This is a genomic window from Rhizobium sp. O111, assembly GCF_055616315.1.
On sequence record NZ_JBSHXL010000001.1, the window covers coordinates 980,158 to 1,001,308 of the forward strand.

Consider the following 21,151-nt stretch of genomic DNA (forward strand, 5'->3'; position numbering starts at 1 on the left):
TGTGATGGAATGCGGGCTTCGATTAACAGGCCTCTCATGTCGGCGCTTTGACACCCGCGTGAAGCTTTGGTGACGCTACGCGGTCGTCCGCCTTGACGAGCGAGATCACGCCGAGGCTCTGTCCGCGCCCCTTGACGGCGTGTTGCCCGAGATCCTCCGCGACAACCTTGGCCGGCAGCTGGATCCGCTGGGCGAGGTCGGTCGATATCAGCACCGAGCGGTTCAGCGTCTTGCAGAGCGATTCAAGCCGCGACGCCGTGTTGATGGTGTCGCCGAAATACGTGATCTTGTGATGGTCGACGCCGATTTCCGCGGTGATGATGCTGCCGCCATGAAGCGCGGCGCGCAACCTCGGCACCTGCCCATAGGTCGTCAGCCAGCTCTCGGCATCCGCCTCGATTGCATTGATGATGTCGAAGATGCAATTGACGCAGCGCGCGAATTTGACCCCGCGGTCCAGCGGCCAGGTAATGATGGCGGCATCGCCGACATAGTCGACGATCGTTCCCTTGTACTTGCGCACCGGCTCGGCAAAGGCGGCAAACAGCGAGCTCAGCATCTGCTGGGCGCGCAAATCGCCGTGCTTCTCCGCGAAGGTCGTCGAATCGACAAGGTCGATGAAAAGAAACACCCGCTCTTCGCTGACCGGTTTGCGGTAGCGGCTGACGAGCATGCTGGTGAACACTTCGCGGCCCAGCAACTCGCGAACTCTGAGAACGAAGATCATCAGCGAGCAGACGGCCAGCGCGTAAAGAAAGGCGTTGAACGGCAGCACCACCATGTCGACCCAGGAATGGGGAATGACAATGCCGGTTCCCCACAAAGAGAGGCCGGCGGCCGCGAAGCCGATGCTCATCAGCACTTCGTAGATGAAAAGCTCTGCGAGGAAGAAGGTCAGCGTTGGCAGCGCCTCGACGCGGTTGCGCAGTTCGCGAAAGATCACTTTTCGCTCGAAGGCGATGATCGGCATGCCCATGCACAGGGCGAAGACGGCGCCGATGAGCGGGCGGCTGTCCTGGAAGAACATCACGCTGTAGAGCACGCCGCTTCCTGCCATGACGAGCATGATCAGAAGCCAGTTCTGGACTGGAGATACTTCTCTCATAAGGGTCTTTTCGTTCAGCCTTGGCCAGCGTGCGTCTCAAGCAATGTAGGCGCGCGTAAGCCCTTTCGGAAGGGGATTGGATATCCCTCCCGAAAAGATTTAGCTGAATGATTGGGCGCAGTTATGGCCTGAATCGAGGCGACGCAAAATTTGCGTCGCGACTTACAGAGCGACCGTCTCGACCTTCTTGCCGACGAAGCGCAACGCAACGTCGCCCTTGATCAGCTGCAAAGCGGGATCGCCGAACAGCTCCCGACGCCAGCCGCGCAGTGCGCCCACATCGGCGTTTTCGCCCTCGGCGGCGATCTTGTCCAGATCCTCGCTGTTGGCGATCACCTTGGGTGCGACGCCGTGCTTTTCCGAGATCAGCTTCAACAGCACCTTCAGGAGCTCAGCTGCGGCCGCGGCTCCCTCCGGCGCCTGGGTCTGCCTCGGCGCATGCGGCATCTCGGCCTTGGGCAAGGCGAGTGCGGTATTCACCGCCTCAACGACGGCGGCACCGGCCGACGACCGTTCCCAACCCTTCGGGATGGTGCGCAGGCGGCCAAGCGCCTCGGCATCCTTGGGCTGCTGCTGAGCGATCTCATAGATCGCGTCGTCCTTGATGACGCGCGAACGCGGCACGTTGCGGCTGCGCGCTTCACGCTCGCGCCATGCGGCCACGTATTTCAGCACGGCAAGCTCCTGCGGCTTGCGCAGGCGCATCTTCAGGCGCTGCCACGCATCGTCGGGATGAATGTCGTAGGTCTCTTTCGCCTCAAGCACATCCATCTCCTCGGAGAGCCACAGGGAGCGGCCTTCGCGCTCGAGCTCTGCCTTGAGATAGAGGTAGACGTCGCGCAGATGCGTCACGTCGGCCAGCGCATAGTCTAGCTGCTTTTCGGAAAGCGGACGGCGGCTCCAGTCGGTGAAGCGCGAGGACTTGTCGATCTGCACGCCCTTGGTCCGGCTGACCAGCTGGTCGTAGGAAACGGAATCGCCGAAGCCGCAAACCATCGCCGCGACCTGTGTGTCGAAGATCGGATGCGGAATGAGGCCGCCCCGGTTGTAGATGATTTCGATATCCTGGCGCGCGGCGTGGAACACCTTCAGCACGCTGGAATTGGCCATCAGCTCGAAGAAGGGTTTCAGGTCGAGACCCTTGGCCAGCGGATCGACAAGCACTTCCGTCGTCGGGCTCGCCATCTGGATCAAGCAAAGCTCCGGCCAGAACGTCGTCTCTCGCAGAAACTCGGTGTCGATAGTAATGAATTCTGACTTGGCCAGCTCGATGCAGGCCGCCTCCAAATCGGCGGTTGTTTCAATCATCTCAATTCATTCGCAGGATAGACATAGTTGAACCTTCCTTCTCCTTTCGGCCCAATATGTCAACCGCTACCGGCAAAGAGTGGTCAAACAACCCTGACATAACTCGTCATGCCGGTCTTCTGATGCTCGATGATGTGGCAATGCAACAGCCAATCGCCGAGATTGTCGGCGACGAAGGCAAGCTGCACCTTTTCGTCGGGCTGCACCAGATAGGTGTCGGTGACGAGCGGCATGACCTCCCGCGTGGAGGATGAGAGCACCGTGAAGCTCATCCCGTGCAGGTGGATCGGATGCGTATGCGGCGTCACGTTCTCCAGCTGCAGGATATAGCTCTTGCCGAGCTTCAATTCCGAAAGCGGCGCAGTCGGGTCACTCGTGTCGCCCGGCCACGGCACCTTGTTGATGGCCCAGAAGCTGTAGCCCAGCGTCCCGCAGATGCTGTCGACGGGCGCATTTTCGGCGGTGGCGCTAAGGACCACCGAGATTTTCTCTGCCGAAGACAGGTCGGCCTTTGCGACGGGGTTCTCGGCGAGCGCTGCGAGGTCGCCGACATTGCGCTTGAGCGAGGTGCCGACCGATCGCAGCTTGGCGATCGTTTTCGGCGTGGTGCCGCGAATGTCCTCCAGCGTCGCAACCGCGCCTTCGCTATCGGGCATGCGAACGGCAAGATCGAGCCGCTGGCCGGGACCGATCAGCAGCAGGTCGAGCGGGAAGCGCTTCGGCACTGGATTGCCGTCGATCGCGATCACGGTCGCCTCGGCACCCTCCATCTTCAGCGAGAAGATGCGCGTGACATCCGTGACGGCGATGCGCAGGCGGATCAGGCCGCCGGCCGGCGCGTCATATTGCGGCTCCTGATGCCAGTTCGCGGTGCGGACGGTGCCATAGGTGCCTGTCTTCGCCGCATCGCGTGGCCGGAATGCCGCGATGAACTGGCCATCGCCGCCAAGCCGCCAGTCGCGGAGGTTCAGCACGACTTCGGAATCGAATGTCGGGTCGGCCGGATCATCGACCACGATCACGCCGGTCATGCCCTGGCCCATCTGCGCCAGCGTGTTGCAGTGCGGATGATACCAGAAGGTGCCGGCATCGGGCGGCGTGAAGGCATAGTCGAAGCTGTCGCCGGTATAGACATAGGGCTGCGTCATGAACGGCACGCCGTCCATCTTGTTGGGAATGCGCAGGCCGTGCCAGTGAATGGTGGTGGGTTCGTCGAGCGTGTTGGTCAGCCGCGCCGCATAGGGCTTGTCCTTGGTCATCCGGAGCACCGGCGGCATCGCCGCACCGCCCTGCGCGTCACCCCCCACAGCACCCCACGTCATGATGTTCTTGGTCACGCCGGCATCGGTCAGCGTTGCCTGCGTCTTCAGCGCTTTCAAGACCTGCGGCTCGGGTGCCGCCTCCGCCATGCCGAACTTGCCCGCGATGCCGATGCCTACCCCGTAAGCGCCGGCGACGGCGGAAGCCTTCAGGAGGTTGCGGCGGGTGAGGAGAGGCATGGTGGGACTCCGGAGAAGGATGATACATCCTCTTTAAAGTTGACCGCGACCTTCAGCAATATGCCTCGCGCAACCAAACTGCCGCGGAGCTTGGCATATGATAAGGTTGCAACCACGTCGAAAACCGCGCGCAAAGCACGCGTGAGCCGTGCCAAGTCTTGACAAATCAGGCCGTCCATGCGCTTTTCCGCCCGATTTTCTTGTCGGCGCGAGAGAGCTTTTGAAGCCCCTGCTGCCGTCTTCAAGCCAAATACTGGAAATTGAGATGATGCATCGTTACCGCAGCCACACATGTGCAGCCCTCCGCAAGTCGGATGTCGGCGCCAATGTCCGGATTTCCGGCTGGGTCCACCGCGTTCGTGACCATGGCGGCGTTCTCTTCATCGACCTTCGCGACCATTACGGCATGACCCAGGTCGTCGCCGACCCGGATAGCCCGGCCTTCAAGATCGCCGAGACCGTTCGCGGCGAGTGGGTCATCCGCATCGACGGCGTCGTCAAGGCGCGCTCGGAAGACACCGTCAACAAGAACATGGCGACCGGCGAGATCGAACTCTACGCCCAGGAGATCGAAGTGCTCTCCGAAGCCAAGGAACTGCCGCTGCCGGTCTTCGGCGAGCCTGATTACCCTGAGGACATCCGCCTCAAGTACCGCTTCCTCGACCTGCGCCGCGAGACGCTGCACAAGAACATCGTCAAGCGCAGCCAGATCATCTCCGACATCCGCAACCGCATGACGTCGGCCGGCTTCGGCGAATATACGACCCCGATCCTGACGGCCTCCTCGCCGGAAGGCGCGCGCGACTTCCTCGTGCCGTCGCGTATCCACCCCGGACAGTTCTTCGCCCTGCCGCAGGCGCCGCAGCAGTACAAGCAGCTCCTGATGGTGGCCGGTTTCGACCGCTACTTCCAGATCGCGCCGTGCTTCCGCGATGAAGACCCGCGCGCCGACCGCCTGCCGGGAGAATTCTACCAGCTCGACCTGGAAATGAGCTTCGTCACCCAGGAAGACGTCTGGGACACGATGGCCCCGATCATGACCTCCGTCTTCGAGCAGTTCGCCGAAGGCAAGCCGGTCACCAAGGAATGGCCGCGTATTCCTTACGACGTCGCGATCCGCAAGTATGGCTCCGACAAGCCCGACCTGCGCAACCCGATCGAGATGCAGGCCGTCACCGAGCACTTCGCAGGCTCCGGCTTCAAGGTCTTCGCCGGCATGATCGCATCGAACCCGAAGGTTGAAGTCTGGGCGATCCCGGCCAAAACAGGTGGTTCGCGCGCGTTCTGCGACCGCATGAACGCCTGGGCGCAGTCGCTCGGCCAGCCGGGCCTCGGCTACATCTTCTGGAAGGAAGAAGACGGCAAGGTCGGCGGCTCCGGTCCGCTCGCCAAGAACATTGGCGAAGAACGCACCGAAGCGCTCCGCGTCCAGCTCGGCCTTGAAGCAGGCGACGCTGCCTTCTTCGTCGCCGGCGAACCGGCCAAGTTCTACAAGTTCGCAGGCGAAGCACGCACCAAGGCGGGTGAAGACCTGAACCTCGTCGATCGCGATCGTTTCGAACTGTGCTGGATCATCGACTTCCCGTTCTACGAATGGAGCGAGGAAGACAAGAAGATCGATTTCGCCCACAACCCCTTCTCGATGCCGCAGGGTGGTCTGGAAGCGCTGCAGAGCCAGGATCCGCTGTCGCTCAAGGCCTACCAGTACGACGCCGTCTGCAACGGCTTCGAAATCGCCTCGGGCTCGATCCGTAACCAGTCGCCGGAAGCCATGGTCAAGGCCTTCGAACTGGTCGGCCTCAGCCAGACGGATGTCGAGGAACGCTTCGGCGGCATGTACCGCGCCTTCCAGTACGGCGCGCCTCCGCATGGCGGCTGCGCCTTCGGTATCGACCGTGTCGTGATGTTGCTGCTCGGCGCCAAGAACCTGCGCGAAATCACGCTGTTCCCGATGAACCAGCAGGCGCAGGACCTCCTGATGAACGCCCCATCGCCGGCAACGCCGAAGCAGCTGATGGAACTGTCGCTGCGCGTCATGCCGCCGGTCAAGAAGGACTGAGCGAACATCGCGTGAATGAGAAAAGCCCGGCGCAAGTCGGGCTTTTTTCGTTTCTGGCTCTGATCATTTCCAGCCAACAAAAAGGCCCGGCGAGCAATGCGCGCCGGGCCTTCCTGATTTCATGTCGAGGCGATCAGTCGTTCGCCGAAACCTTCACGCCGAGCACCTGCGGCAGCGTGTTCGGGGCGCCCATGGCGGCACCCATGATCATCGGGAACGGCACGGGCTTTTCCGGTGCGGCGTTGACCGTCAGGCTCTTCGGGTCGTCGAGGAAGGTGTTGACGGCGGCCGATACGGCGTTCTGCAGCTCGGGGATGTTGAGCTGCGCCAGCATGATCGGCGCCATCGCCTTCAGCGAGTCCGCCATCTGCTTGCCCGACATGCCTTGCTGGCTGCCGGCGTAGTCGAGCGCGCGCTTGGTGATCGAGGCGTCGTCGAAGCGGATCTGGGCGCTTTCGAAGGACAGCTGCTGCAGCAGACCAAGCATGGCAAGGCCGAAGGCCTGCTGTGCCTGGTCCTTGTTCTGGTTGGCTTCCGCCTGCTGGGCGGCTTCCTGCAGCGACTTCACGAAGGCGAGCGTGTAGCCATTGACCTTGAAGGCGAGGTTGAGCTTGCCGACATTGCTGAAGTCGAAGGCGAACTCGGATACGTCGATCGTGCCCGGTGCCAGGTCCCAGGCGCCCTTCATAGTGATGTCGCCGTTTACTTGCTGCAGCGCCAGCTTCTCGATCGCTTCCTTGCTCTGCGGATCGGCCGCCTTGCTGAGGTCAGCCTTGAGGCTCTTGAAGGCGCCGTCGAAATCGAAGCCGGACTCGTCTTCGCGCAGCGTCAGGTTCACATCGCTGCCGCCGAGCGAGAACACTTCGGCGCCATCCTTGACGACCTTCAGCGGGCCGCTGTGGGCGCTCTCGTAGAGCAGCATGGAGGAGAGGCCTTCGCCCTTGGCATCGGCAGGGATGGAGATGCCGCCGAGCGTCAGCTCGCTCACGGTCAGCGTCGCACCGTCATTGGTGGTGTTGATATCAGGGAAGGCTGCTTCCTCGATGTAGTAGCCGCCGTCCTCGTCTTCTTCGACGCCCGAGAGCGTGATTTCGCCGATCGGCAGAGCACTGCCGTTGTTCGGCTTGAAGCTGGCGTTCTTCAGCGTCACGGTCTTGCCGTCGACATCGACGCCGTCGGCTGCGAGCGTGCCGCCCTGCAGCGTATAGGCGGCATTGATCTTCGTCAGCAGGTCCTGGCCATCGAGCGCGAAGGCGGAGCCGGCGAGAGAAAGGAATGCCACGCCCGAAAGCATGAGCCGTGTCGTCCGGTAAAATGTCATGGGTGTTCCTCAGATCCAGGTGGGCGGTTGGCCATAATCTACGATGGATTTGTGCCGGTTTATATTTCGTGTTTTCTAAAATTATGTTGAAGGGATAAGCAAACAAAGTCCAAATTCGGGCAGAAAGGTTTTAGCGGTTGTTTTCTTTCTGTTCGGAGACTTCATCCACAGCCGCAATGCCCGGATTCCTTGCTCACATCAACCATCTCGGTTAGTCAGAAGGTATGGGACAAGAGATTTTGCCGCCGTCGGGCGGAGACGATGACAGCATTCTTCCGATCGACCTGAAGGCGGCGCTCGAAGAGCGTTATCTCGCCTACGCGCTGTCGACCATCATGCACCGCGCGCTGCCCGACGTTCGCGACGGCCTGAAGCCGGTCCATCGCCGCATTATCCACGCGATGAGCGAGATGGGCATTCGCCCAAACTCGGCCTTCAAGAAATGCGCCCGTATCGTCGGTGACGTCATCGGTAAGTTCCACCCGCACGGCGACCAATCGGTCTACGATGCGCTGGTCCGTCTCGCCCAGGATTTCTCGCAGCGTTATCCCGTCGTCGACGGGCAGGGGAACTTCGGCAACATCGATGGCGACAGTGCGGCTGCCTATCGATACACCGAAGCCCGCATGACCGATGTCGCCGGGCTGTTGCTCGAAGGCGTCGACCAGGACGCCGTCGATTTCCGGCTGACCTATAACGAGGAAGACCAGGAGCCGACGGTTCTTCCGGGCGCTTTCCCGAACCTTCTCGCTAACGGCTCGTCGGGCATCGCCGTCGGCATGGCGACCTCGATTCCGTCGCACAACGCGCATGAACTGTGCGACGCGGCGCTGCATCTGATCAAGCATCCGGATGCGACGGTCGAGACGCTGGTGGAGGAGTTCATTCCGGGTCCGGATTTCCCGACCGGTGGCATCATCATCGACGACCGCCAGACGATCATCGACGCCTACAAGACCGGCCGCGGCGGCTTCCGCACGCGCGCCAAGTGGGAGACCGAGGATCTCGGCCGCGGCGGTTATCAGATCATCATCACGGAAATCCCGTTCCAGGTGCAGAAGTCGCGCCTGATCGAGAAGATCGCCGAGCTCTTGATCGCCCGCAAGCTTCCTCTGCTCGAAGATATCCGCGACGAGTCGGCCGAAGATGTCCGCGTCGTGCTGGTGCCGAAGAACCGTACCGTCGACCCGACGATCCTCATGGAATCCATGTTCAAGCTGACGGAACTCGAAAGCCGTTTCCCGCTGAACATGAACGTTCTCTCCATGGGCCGCATTCCGCGCGTCATGGCCCTGAACGAGGTCCTGAAGGAGTGGCTGGACCATCGTCGCGACGTGCTTCAGCGCCGTTCGCGCTTCCGCCTGGCCGCCATCGAGCGTCGCCTGGAAGTCCTGGGCGGTTTGCTGATCGCCTACCTCAACATCGATGAGGTGATCCGTATCATCCGCGAGGAGGATGAACCCAAGCCCGTCATGGTCGCGCGCTGGTCGCTGACCGAGATCCAGGTTGAAGCCATCCTCAACATGCGCCTGCGCTCCTTGCGCAAGCTGGAAGAATTCGAGATCCGCACCGAGTTCGACGCTCTCAGCAAGGAAAAGGCCGAGATCGAAGCGCTGCTCGCCTCCGAGGACAAGCAGTGGCAGACCGTCGCCTGGGAAATCGGTGAGGTGAAGAAGAAGTTCGCCAAGGCGACCGAACTCGGCCGCCGCCGCACCCAGTTCGCCGAAGCGCCTGATGCCGACGAGCAGGCGATCCAGCAGGCGATGATCGAGAAGGAACCGATCACCGTCGTCGTCTCCGAAAAGGGCTGGATCCGCGCGCTGAAGGGCCACATCTCCGACACCACGACGCTGACCTTCAAGGAAGGCGATGCGCTGAGGATCGCGTTCCCGGCGCAGACGACGGACAAGATCCTTATCATCACCACAGGCGGCAAGGCCTTCACGCTCGGCGGCGACAAGCTGCCCGGCGGTCGCGGCCATGGCGAACCGTTGCGTATCATGATCGACATGGACAACGACCAGGACGTGCTGACGGCCTTCGTCCACGATCCGCAGCGCAAGCAGATGATCGTGTCGACGGCCGGCAACGGCTTCGTGGTCGCGGAGACCGACATGGTCGCCAACACCCGCAAGGGCAAGCAGATCATGAACGTCTCCATGCCCGACGAGACCAAGCTGCTCGTGCCCGTATCCGGCGACCACGTCGCCGTCGTCGGCGAAAACCGCAAGCTTCTGGTCTTCCCGCTGGATCAGGTTCCGGAAATGTCGCGCGGCAAGGGCGTTCGCCTGCAGCGCTACAAGGACGGCGGCATTTCGGATGTTCGCTGCTTCGCGATCGCGGATGGCCTCGTCTGGGAAGACAGCGCCGGCCGTACGTTCAGCAAGAACAAGGAAGAGCTCGCCGAGTGGCTCGCCGACCGCGCATCCGCCGGTCGCACCGTTCCCAAGGGCTTCCCCCGCAGCGGCAAGTTCGCCGGCTGAAATATATCAGCGCCCCGCTCTTGGCGAGCGGGGCATTTCCTCTAGTTCTGTCCTGTAATCACAACATGGACAAACATCATTCCGAAGGCGGACGGAATGATCGTATGTGGCGCCTTCGTGGAAGGCGGCATGTCCGATCATGGAGGTCCGATCACGGAGGAATGTTGATGAGTGCCTGCAAGACCATTACGCTTTCCGTCGGCCACACCTACAATGCCTCGCCCTGCGAGGTCTACGACGCCTGGCTCAACCCCGAAATCGCCAAACGCTTCCTCTTCGCCACCGATGACGGACGGGTCATCCGCGCAGATATCGAGCCGCGCGTCGGCGGCCATTTTCTCGTCATCGACAGACGGCCGACCGGTGACGCTGTTCATTACGGCGTATTTCTCGAAATGCGCCGGCCGCGCCTGATGGTGTTCTCGTTTTCGGTCGCCGAACACGATCACAACGCCGATCGCATCCGCGTCGAGATCGAGCCGCTGGGGGAGGGCACGCGCCTGACGCTGTCGCATGAAATGTGCGCCGAGTGGTCGGCCTTCGAAGAGCAGACCCATCGCGGCTGGACGCATGTGCTGAACGGGCTGGAGCGCGAGCTCGATGCGGCTCACACAGTCAAGCTGCCGGAGCTTGTTGCGTCGCAGGCTGTTTCCGAACCATCCAAAGCGAGTGCGCCATAATCGCGGTGACGAGGATGGAGCCGCCGATCAGCGTCATGACCGGCGGCGTTTCCGCGAAAATCAACCAGATCCAGATCGGCGCCAGGATGGTCTCGAGCAGGTAGAACATGCCGACCTCGGGCGCCGACAGATAGCGCGGCCCGCTGGCAAGACACCAGAACGACACCGGCATCAGGATCGCGCCGTTGAAGATGATCCAGGCGGGATGCTCGATCACGAGACCTGCTGGCAGGGTGTTGGCGAGGCCCAGGGCGGCGGGAAGGGCTGCGGCAAGCAACGGCACGAAGCCCATGGCGCGACGTGACGCGCGCCCGACGGTAATCGCGCCTGCAAGCACCAGCGCCGTCAAGAGCGCCATCGCATCGCCGAAGCTGTGGCCGCCGGCCAGTCCATCGCCGACGATCATGCCGACGCCGACAATCATCACCGCCATCGTCACCAGCGTCGATACTGATGGGCGCTCTTTCAGGAACAGCCATGACAGCAGCGCGCCGAACATCGGATTGAAGGCGACGATGAAGACCACGTTAGCGGTGGTCGTATGAAACACCGCAAGCAGGAATGTAATGGTCGATAGCCCGTAGAGAAATCCCGCAAGAAGGCCCGCTCGACCGGGCACCATCGCCGGCCAGCTTCCCTTCATCCACCGGATCGTGCAAAGGATCAGCAACGTCACGGCAACCGTGGTGATACTGCGCATGCCGACGATCGACCACATGTCGCCATGGGCGAGGCGCACGAGCGGAATGTCCATGGAGAGCGCAAGGCCGCCGATCGCCGTCAGCAGCAGGCCCTTCCGATGATCGGAAAGGGTGAGGAAACTCATTTAAGGCTGGCTACCTTCGGGAAGGGATGTTGGGTCGAAGCGTTCCCAGCCGCGCGCGGTCAGGTGTTCCTGCGGCTGGTAGCGGGTCTTGTAGTCCATTTTCCGCGAGCCTTGGACCCAGTAGCCGAGATAGACATGCGGCAGGCCGAGCGCCTTTGTCCGCCTGATGTGGTCGAGGATCATGAAGGTGCCGAGCGAGCGCTTGTCGAGATCGGGATTGAAGTAGGAGTAGACCATCGAGAGCCCGTCGCTCATCGTATCGGTCAGAGCCGCCGCGATCAGCTCGCCGCTTGGCCGCGTCTCCAGTCCTGATCCCTCGACACGTCGGCGATACTCGATGATCTTGGTGTTGACGTGCGTATCCTCGACCATGATCGCATAGTCGAGCACCGTCATGTCCGACATGCCGCCCTGCTGGTGACGATAGTCGAGATAGCGGCGAAACAGCGAATATTGCTCGCTTGATGGCTGCGCCGGAAATTCAGTCGAGATGATATCGGAATTGGTCGCGAGCACCCGCTTCATCGACTTGGTCGGCTCGAACTCGTCGGCGAGGATGCGGACCGAGACACAGGCTCGGCAGGCCTCGCAGGCCGGGCGGTAGGCTATGTTCTGCGAGCGGCGAAATCCGCCCTGCGTCAGGATGTCATTCATCTCGGCGGCGCGGGGCCCGACGAGATGCGTAAAAACCTTCCGTTCCATCTCATGCGCAAGGTAAGGGCAGGCAGCCGGGGCCGTCAGATAAAACTGCGGAGATGGCGTGGTCTGCGTATTCATCTGCTGCTGAGATGTCCTTAGGTTGCATGCTGAAATGACAGCATGACTTAAGAAAAGAAAACGTCAACAGCGCGGCAGTGCGCCGCGCTTTGTGACTGATTATACTTTCGGATATTGGCCGAAAATTTCCCCTCAAAAGGAGGGGAAATCCGCTTATTTCAGAGGCTTGAGCGATCTCAGGCGGTTCTGACAGTCACCGTGCCGACGAGAAAATCATGCAGCAGGCGGCTGCGTTCGGTGAACAGGCCGACCAGCAGAATCAGCGGTGTCAGAACCGAGTTCAGGATCCAGAACAGCGCGAGGTGAACGATTGCTGTCAGGAAATCCATCTCCCGCCCATCGACGCGCACGATCGCAATCCCCATAGCCCGCATACCAAGCGATGCCTGGCTCGAGCCGCCGACCGTGAAGCCGAAATAGAGGCCCGCGACGATCACGAACAGCGCCGGATAGAGAAAGAAACCGAGGCCGAGCGTGACGATCGACAGGAAGAACAGGATCACCGCTGCGGGAATGCAGAGCAGCAGAATGATCACATAGTCGAGGATGAACGCAAAAACGCGCCGGCTCAGCGTACCGCTATAGGCGCGCCAATCGTCAGGTGCGGCATAAAGCGGGTTCGGGTTGAGCGACATCGTTACGGTCTCCTTTCGAGAGTGGCTACCGCTGATATGGTGACGCTCGCCCCGAATGCAATATTGGCGCGAAGCGATCAGCGCTTGGCCAGAATCTTGGCGACCTCGATGGAGAAGTAGGTGAGGATGCCGTCGCAACCGGCGCGCTTGAAGGCGAGCAGGGTCTCGAGCATCGCCTTTTCGCCGTCGATCCAGCCGTTCATCGCCGCCGCCTTGATCTGCGAATATTCGCCCGACACCTGATAGGCGAAGGTCGGCAGGCCGAATGCTTCCTTCATCCGCCAGCAGATGTCGATATAGGGCAGGCCGGGCTTGACCATAAGCATGTCGGCGCCTTCCTCGACGTCGAGTGCCGCATCGCGGATCGCCTCGGTGCCGTTGGCGGGGTCGATATAGTAGCTCTTCTTGTCGCCCTTCAGCAGTCCGCCGGTCGAGATCGCCTCGCGGTAGGGACCATAGAAGGCGGAGGCGAACTTCGTCGCGTAGCTCATGATCCCGACATCCTGGTGCCCGGCGGCGTCTAGCGCCCGGCGGATGGCGCCGATGCGGCCGTCCATCATTTCGGAAGGCGAGATGATGTCTGAGCCGGCATCGGCCTGCATCACGGCCGCGCGCGCCACCTGCTCGACGGTCTCGTCATTGACGATCTCGTTGCCGCGCAGGATGCCGTCGTGGCCGTGGCTGGTGAAGGGGTCTAGCGCCACGTCGGTGATGACGCCGATATTCGGCACGGCCTTCTTGATGGCGGCGGTTGCCTGATTGATCAGGTTGTTCGCTTCCAGGCTGTTGGAGCCGGTCTCGTCGCGCAGCGACATCTCGATATTCGGGAAGGTCGCAATTGCGGGGATGCCGAGATCGGCCGCTTCCTTGGTGGCTTCCACCAGCTTGTCGACGCTCATCCGGTTGACGCCAGGCATGGTGGGGATCGGCTCGACGATGCCGGAACCCGGAACCACGAAGACCGGCCAGATCAGATCGTCGACCGTCAGTCGGTTCTCCTGCACCATCCGGCGCGTCCAGTCGGCCTTGCGGTTGCGCCGCATCCGGCGGTGGCCCGTGATTTCATCAACGAGGTGTGTCTTGTCCTGCATGATCGTTCCAGCTCTTGGCAGTTCCAATTGTTGCTGCGCTCATTATCATGCCGCCAGGCAAATCCAAACCGGGCGAATGGCCGCAACCAATCAACAGCTTGCGATCAACCGCTGGCGAAGACGCCGCAGCACTTCTATTGTCTGACGCATGAACGCTGATTCTCCGACCATACCGAAAAGCACGCTCACCGGCGTTCTCTTTGTCCTGTTCCTGCGCCTGATCGCGATCTCGTGTTTCTGGTTCGGATTGCAGTATTGGGCGATGCTGGTCGGCTACTCGCTGATTGGTGCGGGACGCTTCGATCTTCTGAGCCTGCCGTGGAAGGTGGCAAGCACCAGCCTTGCCGTCCTGTTCCCTGTGGCTGCCCTCGGGCTCTGGCTGGCTGTCTCCTGGGGACCCGTCATCTGGGTGCTGGCGGCCGGTGGCCAGATCATAATGTATGGCTTTCTTCCGGAGATTTTCGGAGCCAACAAACTCATCATTCTCCTGCATGCGGCAGTGGCCGTTATCTACGCTGTTTTCCGCTTTTTGCTCTGGCAGGAGAAGCGCCGGCGCCGGCAGCAGGTAAGTGTTGATTTACCCTGATACAACAGCGCGTTTTGGTAAGGCACTGTTAAGCCTGCAGTTTAAGTAGAATTTTATCTGTATTCGATAGGGTCTGTCTCAAGGCGGGAAGACAACCAACACCGCCAAACAAAACAGTGAGGCAGTCATCATGAATACGAAAATCAAGCCGCAGGCGGTATCGAACTTCCGTGAACAGCAGGACCTGGGTATCCGCGATCTTTACATGGAATCCCTTCATCTTGTTGAACGTCTTCACCGTCGTCTTCTGGATGTCATCAAGGACGAATTCGACCGTCAGGGTCGCAGCGACGTCAACGCCATCCAGGCTCTCCTCCTCTTCAACATTGGCAACTCGGAACTGACCGCCGGCGAACTTCGCTCTCGCGGTTACTACCTGGGCTCCAACGTTTCCTACAACGTCAAGAAGCTCGTCGACCTCGGCTTCATCAACCACCAGCGCTCGCGCATCGACCGTCGCTCGGTCCGCATCAGCCTGACGGAAACCGGCCAGGAAATCGCCGAGACGGTTGCCAAGCTCTATGAGCGCCACACGGCATCGATCGACAAGGTCGGCGGCATCGGCACCGACGAGTTCGCGCAGATGAACAAGCTGCTGACCCGTCTGGACCGCTTCTGGAACGACTCGATCATGTATCGTCTCTAAGCAACAAGACCCCTCCAAGGTCAAAGAAAGCCGGATGCGTTTCCCTGCGCGTCCGGCTTTGCCGTTTGCGCCGACGTGGCATCTTTGCAACGCATGGCCGGCCAACCGCGCTTCAAGCGGTAAACCCCTGTATTCAAGTCGCCTTTTAGCCGCTATTAGCCGGCAGAAACGTTGCAATGGTTTGGTTCATTCTTCGCTTCGATCGCTATCGAAAGTTGCACTTTTCGGCGGAGACACGAATTGGCCATATTAGCATGGCAGCGGAAATACACGGCAATCGGCGCTTTTCGAATCCGGGGTTATGAAAACCTCGCCTTTCCTGCTCGCGATCATGTGATCGCCGGCAGCGAGAATTTGAGGTGCGCCGTGGCAACGGATGGGTAGTGACTGCGTTATTCGCGGTGACGAAGGGCAAAGCCACCGGTCTCTCAAGCGGCGGCATTATTGTGGTTGGGATGCATGTCTAAAAAAACAGGTACTGAAGCTCTCTCTCGGCGGGCATTTCTTGCTTCGGCCGCAGCCGTTGGCGCAAGCTCGGTAGCGGCGCCGGCTCTGGCGCAATCGGCAATCGATTCGCTGATCAATGCACCGGAGCGCGGTGACTGGGACGACCAGTTCGATGCGAAGGCAGCGTCCCGTACGGCAAACGCCGTGGTGTCGAACACCCCGATCCTCGGACCGCAGTCCGTCCCCAGCATTCAGCAGGCGATTGCCCAGTATCAGCAGATCGCATCCGCAGGCGGTTGGCCGCAGGTCAATCCGGGCCAGCAGCGCCTGCAGATCGGCGTCACCGATCAGTCCGTCCAGGCCCTGCGCCAGCGCCTCTTCGTTACCGGCGACTTGCCGCAGGAAGCAGGCATGTCTTCGTCCTTCGATTCCTACGTCGATGGCGCGGTCAAGCGCTTCCAGGCGCGTCACGGCCTCCCGGCCGACGGCGTGCTCGGTGAATTCACGCTGAAGGCGATGAACATCCCGGCCGACGTGCGCCTGCAGCAGCTGAACACGAACCTGATCCGCCTGCAGACCTTCCCGGAAGAACTCGGCCGTCGCCACGTGATGGTCAACATCCCGGCCGCTTACGTTGAGGGCATCGAGGACGGTAGTGTCGTGACGCGCCACAACGCGGTTGTCGGCCGTCTGAGCCGCCCGACACACCTGGTCAACTCGAAGATCTACGAGGTCATCCTCAATCCTTACTGGACCGCGCCGCGCTCGATCGTCGAAAAGGACATCGTGCCGCTGATGCGCAAGGACCCGACTTATCTGACGAAGAACAACATTCGTCTGATCGACGGCAAGGGTACGGAGGTCGCCCCGGAGACGATCGACTGGAACGCCGAAAAGGCGCCGAACCTGATGTTCCGTCAGGACCCGGGCAAGATCAACGCCATGGCGTCGACGAAAATCAACTTCTACAACAAGAACGGCGAGTACATGCACGACACGCCGCAGCAGGGCCTGTTCAACAAGCTCATGCGTTTCGAATCCTCCGGCTGCGTGCGCGTCCAGAACGTTCGCGACCTGACCACCTGGCTGCTGCGCGACACGCCTCCGTGGTCTCGCCAGCAGATGGAGCAGGTGATCACCACCCGCGTCAACACGCCGATCAAGCTGGCCGAGGAAGTGCCTGTATACTTCGTCTACATCTCCGCCTGGGGCATGCCTGACGGTATCGTGCAGTTCCGAGACGATATCTACCAGATGGACGGCAATGCCGAACTCGCGCTCGACACGACCGCGGGCATGGAGCAGCCGGTTCAGTAAGAGCCGCAAGCTGCGTTAGAACTAAAAAAACCGCGTCTTTCATGGCGCGGTTTTTTGTTGCGCGTAGATTGCCCAGCAAATGTCGCTCTCCGTATTGCCCTCGAACGGGCAGGGCGCTAATAGCCTAGCGCATTCCAGTTAAGGAGCCCGCCGATGACCAATGCTTCTACCCAGACCTTCTTCAATCGCTCGCTTGCCGATACCGATCCGGAAATCTTCGGTTCGATCCAAAAGGAACTCGGTCGCCAGCGTCATGAGATCGAGTTGATCGCTTCGGAAAACATCGTTTCCCGTGCGGTTCTGGAAGCCCAGGGCTCCATCATGACCAACAAATACGCCGAGGGTTATCCGGGCAAGCGCTACTATGGCGGCTGCCAGTTCGTCGATATCGCTGAAGAACTCGCGATCGAACGCGCCAAGAAGCTGTTCGGCGTCAACTTCGCCAACGTTCAGCCGAACTCCGGCTCGCAGATGAACCAGGCTGTCTTCCTCGCGCTGCTGCAGCCGGGCGACACCTTCATGGGCCTCGACCTCAATTCGGGCGGTCACCTGACCCACGGTTCGCCGGTCAACATGTCCGGCAAGTGGTTCAACGTCGTGTCCTACGGCGTTCGCGAAGGCGACAACCTGCTCGATATGGACGACGTCGCCGAGAAGGCACGTACCCACAAGCCGAAGCTCATCATCGCCGGCGGCACAGCTTATTCCCGTATCTGGGACTGGAAGCGCTTCCGCGAGATCGCTGATGAAGTCGGCGCCTACCTGATGGTCGACATGGCTCACATCGCCGGTCTCGTTGCCGGTGGCCAGCATCCGTCGCCGTTCCCGCATTGCCACGTTGCCACCACCACGACCCACAAGTCTCTGCGCGGTCCGCGCGGTGGTGTCATCCTGACCAACGACGAAGATCTGGCGAAGAAGTTCAACTCGGCCGTCTTCCCAGGTCTGCAGGGCGGTCCGCTCATGCACATCATCGCCGCCAAGGCCGTTGCCTTCGGCGAAGCGCTGCAGCCTGAGTTCAAGGATTACGCCGCCCAGATCGTCAAGAACGCCAAGGCGCTGTCGGAAACGCTCATCGCAGGCGGCCTCGACGTCGTCTCCGGCGGCACCGACAACCACCTGATGCTGGTCGACCTTCGCAAGAAGAACGCCACGGGCAAGCGCGCCGAAGCAGCTCTCGGCCGCGCCTACGTCACCTGCAACAAGAACGGCATCCCGTTTGACCCTGAAAAGCCCTTCGTCACCTCCGGCGTTCGCCTCGGCGCGCCTGCCGGCACGACGCGTGGCTTCAAGGAAGCGGAATTCAAGGAAATCGGCAATCTCATCGTCGAGGTTCTCGATGGCCTGAAGGCGGCCAACTCCGACGAAGGCAATGCCAGCGTCGAAGCAGCCGTACGCGACAAGGTGATGAACCTCACCGGCCGCTTCCCAATGTACGACTACATCGGCTAAGGATAGCGCATGCGCTGCCCATTCTGCGGATCGGAAGACACACAGGTCAAGGATTCACGCCCGGCGGAGGACAATACGTCCATCCGCCGCAGGCGTATCTGTCCTGATTGCGGCGGTCGCTTCACGACCTTCGAGCGCGTGCAGCTGCGCGAGCTCATGGTCTCGAAGAAGACCGGCCGCAAGGTGCCTTTCGATCGCGACAAGCTGGTGCGTTCCTTCGAGATCGCACTGCGCAAGCGCCCCGTCGACCGCGACCGCATAGAACGCGCGGTCTCCGGCATCGTCCGACGCCTGGAAAGCTCCGGCGAGGTCGAAATCAGCTCCGAGCAGATCGGCCTGCAGGTTCTCGAAGCGCTGAAGAGCCTCGATGACGTCGGCTTCGTGCGCTACGCTTCGGTCTACCGCGATTTCTCTCACGCCGAGGATTTCGAGAAGGTGATCTCTGAGATCAACGCCAAGATCGCTCGCGATCCTTTGGATAGTTGAGCGATGAGCGCCTCGCCAGACGACGCGCAATTCATGCAGGAGGCGATCCGCCTGGGTCTCCTCCATCTCGGCCAGACATCCACAAACCCCTCTGTCGGTTGCGTCGTCGTGCGCGACGGCACGATCGTCGGCCGCGGCACGACCGCTGTCGGCGGCCGTCCGCATGCCGAACCGCAGGCGCTGGCCGAGGCCGGTGAACTGGCGCGCGGCGCCACCGCCTATGTCACGCTTGAGCCATGCTCCCACCACGGCAAGACGCCGCCCTGCGCCGATGCGCTGATCGCATCCGGCGTGGCGCGCGTCGTCATCAGCGTCACCGATCCCGATGAGCGCGTGTCGGGCAGGGGCATATCCATGCTCCGTGATGCCGGCATCATGGTCGAGACCGGCTTGCTGGAAGAGGAGGGCCGCCACTCGCTGGCCGCCTATCTCACCCGCCAGACGAAGAACCGCCCCTATGTGATTCTGAAACTTGCCGTTTCTCAAGACGGCATGATCGGGCGCATGGGCGAGGGGCAGATCGCCATCACCGGTCCCGAGGCGCGCGCCGAAGTGCAGCAGCTGCGCGCCGAGACGGATGCGATCCTTGTCGGCATCGGGACAGCCGTTGCCGACGATCCGGAACTGACGGTGCGTATTCCCGGACTTGAGGGACGCTCGCCGGTGCGTGTTGTGCTGGATCCGTTGCTGGAGCTGCCGTTGACGTCGAAGCTGGTGCGGACGGCGCGGCAGGTTCCGGTCATCGTGGTGGGGCGTGAGGAGGTTTCCGGTTCGCAGACGGGGGAGCAAGGATTACCCCCCTCTGTCCTGCCGGACATCTCCCCCACAAGGGGGGAGATCGACTCGTTGTCTGCTTCTCCCCAAACAATCGATGTTGAATCGAGCGGCCACCCCCAGCCAATCTCCCCACCTGTGGGGGAGATGTCCGGCAGGACAGAGGGGGGTATCCCAACCGCTGACATCAACGCTGAGACCACCGCACAACTCGACTCCCGCCGCCAAGCCCTCGAATCCGCCGGCGTCGAAGTCGTCTACTGCCACCCCTACCACCCGGAACAGCTTCTCCCGGCACTCGCCTCCCGCGGCATTTCCTCGCTGCTGGTCGAAGGCGGCGCCAAGACGGCGCGGCTTTTCCTGGAGGCCGGCTATATCGATCGCATCCTGCTCTACCAGGGGCCGGGCACGATTGGGCAAGGCGGTATTGAAACGCCGATCCGCAAAACCGATATTCCATCCGATTTCAAGCATGTGGGCACGCGCATCGTTGGCGACGACAGCCTGGACGAATACGAAAGAGAAGTTTGATGTTTACAGGCATTGTCACCGACGTCGGCACGATCGAATCCGTTTCGCCTCTCAAGGAGGGCATCAAGCTTCGCGTGGCGACTAGCTATGATCCCGCGACCATCGACATGGGCGCCTCGATCTCGCATTCCGGCATCTGCCTGACCGTCACCGGCTTGCCCGAAGAGGGCAGCAACGGCCGTTGGTTCGAGGTGGAAGCCTGGGAAGAAGCACTGCGCCTGACCACGATCGGCACCTGGAAAGAGGGCAGCCCTGTCAATCTCGAGCGCTCGCTGAAGATCGGCGACGAACTGGGCGGCCACATCGTCTCCGGCCATGTCGATGGCAAGGCCGAGATCCTCTCCGTCACCGAAGAGGGCGATGCCACCCGTTTCCGCATCCGTGCGCCGGAGCATCTGGCCAAGTTCGTCGCGCCTAAGGGCTCGATCGCGCTTGACGGCACATCGCTGACCGTCAACGCTGTCGATGGCACCGACTTCGACGTTCTGCTTATTCGCCACACGCTCGAGGTCACGACCTGGGGAAAGCGCCAGGCTGGCGATTTCGTCAATTTCGAGGTCGACACAATGGCGCGTTACGCCGCTAGGCTGGCCGAGTTCCCGGTCGCGAAAGCAGAATAACCTCGCCATTGTAGTTCGAGCGCCTCGCATCGCCAAAGCCGAGCTTTTCGGCGAGGCGCAGCGAGGCGGCGTTGTCGGGATCGATGATGCAGCTCATCGGCCGTGCCGGAAAGTGCACCTCTGCCCAGCCGATCAATGCCCGCAGCGCCTCGGTCGCGTAGCCCTTTCCCTGAGCCTCCGGAAACAATGCCCAGCCCGTTTCCAGCGTCCCCTCGGTGCTGACGGGCTGCATGTCGCGCTTCATCTCCAGGAAGCCTGCTTCGCCCACGAACTTCCCGCTCTCTTTCTCTTCGATGGCGAGGAAGCCGAAGCCCATATGATGCCACATGCCTGCGACACGCAGCATGCGCCCCCAGCTCTGCTCCCGCGTCGATGCCACCCCGCTGATGAAGCGCACGACCGCATCGTTGCTCCAGAGCGCATGATAGGCCTCAAAATCCTCAAGCGCGTGCGGGCGCAGGATCAGCCGCTCGGTCTCTATCGTCGGTATCTCGTTCATCGCGATCGC

19 protein-coding genes are annotated in these 21,151 nt (G+C 61.3%); 10 read left to right on the forward strand and 9 right to left on the reverse strand.

All coding sequences use genetic code 11. The annotated features are described in order from the left end of the window. Positions 1-34: 34 nt before the first annotated feature. The 3 genes from ACVTFQ_RS04925 to ACVTFQ_RS04935 all read right to left on the reverse strand — a co-directional run bounded on the left by ACVTFQ_RS04925 (position 35) and on the right by ACVTFQ_RS04935 (position 3,912). On the reverse strand, positions 35-1,105 hold the full coding sequence (locus tag ACVTFQ_RS04925) for an adenylate/guanylate cyclase domain-containing protein (RefSeq protein ID WP_111561150.1): 1,071 nt from the start codon (positions 1,103-1,105) through the stop codon (positions 35-37). Between the two features lie 162 nt (positions 1,106-1,267). Further along, positions 1,268-2,413, reverse strand: coding sequence for a ribonuclease D (gene rnd, locus ACVTFQ_RS04930; protein WP_111561151.1), 1,146 nt, complete (start codon positions 2,411-2,413; stop codon positions 1,268-1,270). Positions 2,414-2,496: 83 nt separating this feature from the next. Continuing rightward, positions 2,497-3,912 carry a multicopper oxidase family protein gene (locus tag ACVTFQ_RS04935; RefSeq protein ID WP_111561152.1) on the reverse strand — a complete coding sequence of 472 codons (1,416 nt, stop codon included), beginning with the start codon at positions 3,910-3,912 and terminating at the stop codon, positions 2,497-2,499. Between the two features lie 268 nt (positions 3,913-4,180). Here ACVTFQ_RS04935 and aspS point away from each other — a divergent pair, with 268 nt between their 5' ends. Then, positions 4,181-5,971, forward strand: a complete 1,791-nt coding sequence (aspS, locus tag ACVTFQ_RS04940) for an aspartate--tRNA ligase (RefSeq protein WP_026283039.1) — start codon at positions 4,181-4,183, stop codon at positions 5,969-5,971. Between the two features lie 133 nt (positions 5,972-6,104). Here the strand turns inward: aspS and ACVTFQ_RS04945 are convergent, their stop codons facing one another. Continuing rightward, positions 6,105-7,292 (reverse strand): hypothetical protein, encoded by a 1,188-nt coding sequence (locus ACVTFQ_RS04945; protein WP_111561153.1) that lies wholly within the window; start codon positions 7,290-7,292, stop codon positions 6,105-6,107. 224 nt (positions 7,293-7,516) lie between these two features. Here ACVTFQ_RS04945 and parC point away from each other — a divergent pair, with 224 nt between their 5' ends. Both parC and ACVTFQ_RS04955 read left to right on the forward strand, forming a co-directional pair. Next, positions 7,517-9,775, forward strand: a complete 2,259-nt coding sequence (parC, locus tag ACVTFQ_RS04950) for a DNA topoisomerase IV subunit A (protein WP_111561154.1) — start codon at positions 7,517-7,519, stop codon at positions 9,773-9,775. Positions 9,776-9,942: 167 nt separating this feature from the next. Further along, positions 9,943-10,455 (forward strand): SRPBCC family protein, encoded by a 513-nt coding sequence (locus tag ACVTFQ_RS04955; protein WP_047513216.1) that lies wholly within the window; start codon positions 9,943-9,945, stop codon positions 10,453-10,455. Here ACVTFQ_RS04955 and ACVTFQ_RS04960 read toward each other — a convergent pair. The 4 genes from ACVTFQ_RS04960 to hemB all read right to left on the reverse strand — a co-directional run bounded on the left by ACVTFQ_RS04960 (position 10,391) and on the right by hemB (position 13,784). Next, entirely contained in the window at positions 10,391-11,281 is an 891-nt protein-coding gene (locus ACVTFQ_RS04960) for a DMT family transporter (RefSeq protein WP_111561155.1), read from the reverse strand. The genes ACVTFQ_RS04955 and ACVTFQ_RS04960 overlap by 65 nt on opposite strands. Then, complete coding sequence (locus tag ACVTFQ_RS04965; RefSeq protein WP_111561156.1) at positions 11,282-12,058, reverse strand: arginyltransferase; 777 nt, start codon at positions 12,056-12,058, stop codon at positions 11,282-11,284. A gap of 176 nt (positions 12,059-12,234) precedes the next feature. Next, complete coding sequence (locus ACVTFQ_RS04970) at positions 12,235-12,693, reverse strand: RDD family protein (RefSeq protein ID WP_018898696.1); 459 nt, start codon at positions 12,691-12,693, stop codon at positions 12,235-12,237. A gap of 77 nt (positions 12,694-12,770) precedes the next feature. Continuing rightward, positions 12,771-13,784 carry a porphobilinogen synthase gene (gene hemB, locus ACVTFQ_RS04975; RefSeq protein ID WP_112435902.1) on the reverse strand — a complete coding sequence of 338 codons (1,014 nt, stop codon included), beginning with the start codon at positions 13,782-13,784 and terminating at the stop codon, positions 12,771-12,773. A 148-nt stretch (positions 13,785-13,932) separates the two neighbouring features. Between hemB and ACVTFQ_RS04980 the strand changes: the two genes are divergently transcribed. The 7 genes from ACVTFQ_RS04980 to ACVTFQ_RS05010 all read left to right on the forward strand — a co-directional run bounded on the left by ACVTFQ_RS04980 (position 13,933) and on the right by ACVTFQ_RS05010 (position 20,643). Then, positions 13,933-14,370 carry a DUF6163 family protein gene (locus tag ACVTFQ_RS04980; protein WP_111561158.1) on the forward strand — a complete coding sequence of 146 codons (438 nt, stop codon included), beginning with the start codon at positions 13,933-13,935 and terminating at the stop codon, positions 14,368-14,370. Between the two features lie 130 nt (positions 14,371-14,500). Then, positions 14,501-15,016 (forward strand): transcriptional regulator LdtR, encoded by a 516-nt coding sequence (ldtR, locus tag ACVTFQ_RS04985; protein ID WP_018898693.1) that lies wholly within the window; start codon positions 14,501-14,503, stop codon positions 15,014-15,016. Positions 15,017-15,475: 459 nt separating this feature from the next. Continuing rightward, entirely contained in the window at positions 15,476-16,780 is a 1,305-nt protein-coding gene (locus ACVTFQ_RS04990) for a L,D-transpeptidase family protein (protein ID WP_026283037.1), read from the forward strand. A 153-nt stretch (positions 16,781-16,933) separates the two neighbouring features. Beyond that, on the forward strand, positions 16,934-18,232 hold the full coding sequence (gene glyA / locus ACVTFQ_RS04995) for a serine hydroxymethyltransferase (RefSeq protein WP_111561159.1): 1,299 nt from the start codon (positions 16,934-16,936) through the stop codon (positions 18,230-18,232). A gap of 9 nt (positions 18,233-18,241) precedes the next feature. Continuing rightward, positions 18,242-18,718, forward strand: a complete 477-nt coding sequence (nrdR, locus tag ACVTFQ_RS05000) for a transcriptional regulator NrdR (RefSeq protein WP_047513200.1) — start codon at positions 18,242-18,244, stop codon at positions 18,716-18,718. Positions 18,719-18,721: 3 nt separating this feature from the next. Next, entirely contained in the window at positions 18,722-20,023 is a 1,302-nt protein-coding gene (gene ribD / locus ACVTFQ_RS05005) for a bifunctional diaminohydroxyphosphoribosylaminopyrimidine deaminase/5-amino-6-(5-phosphoribosylamino)uracil reductase RibD (protein ID WP_111561160.1), read from the forward strand. After that, a complete protein-coding gene (locus tag ACVTFQ_RS05010; protein ID WP_111561161.1) occupies positions 20,023-20,643 on the forward strand; it encodes a riboflavin synthase in 621 nt (206 codons plus the stop codon). Before ribD ends, ACVTFQ_RS05010 begins: the two co-directional genes overlap by 1 nt. Here ACVTFQ_RS05010 and ACVTFQ_RS05015 read toward each other — a convergent pair. Beyond that, a complete protein-coding gene (locus ACVTFQ_RS05015; RefSeq protein WP_111561162.1) occupies positions 20,606-21,142 on the reverse strand; it encodes a GNAT family N-acetyltransferase in 537 nt (178 codons plus the stop codon). The genes ACVTFQ_RS05010 and ACVTFQ_RS05015 overlap by 38 nt on opposite strands. Between the last annotated feature and the right edge of the window lie 9 nt (positions 21,143-21,151).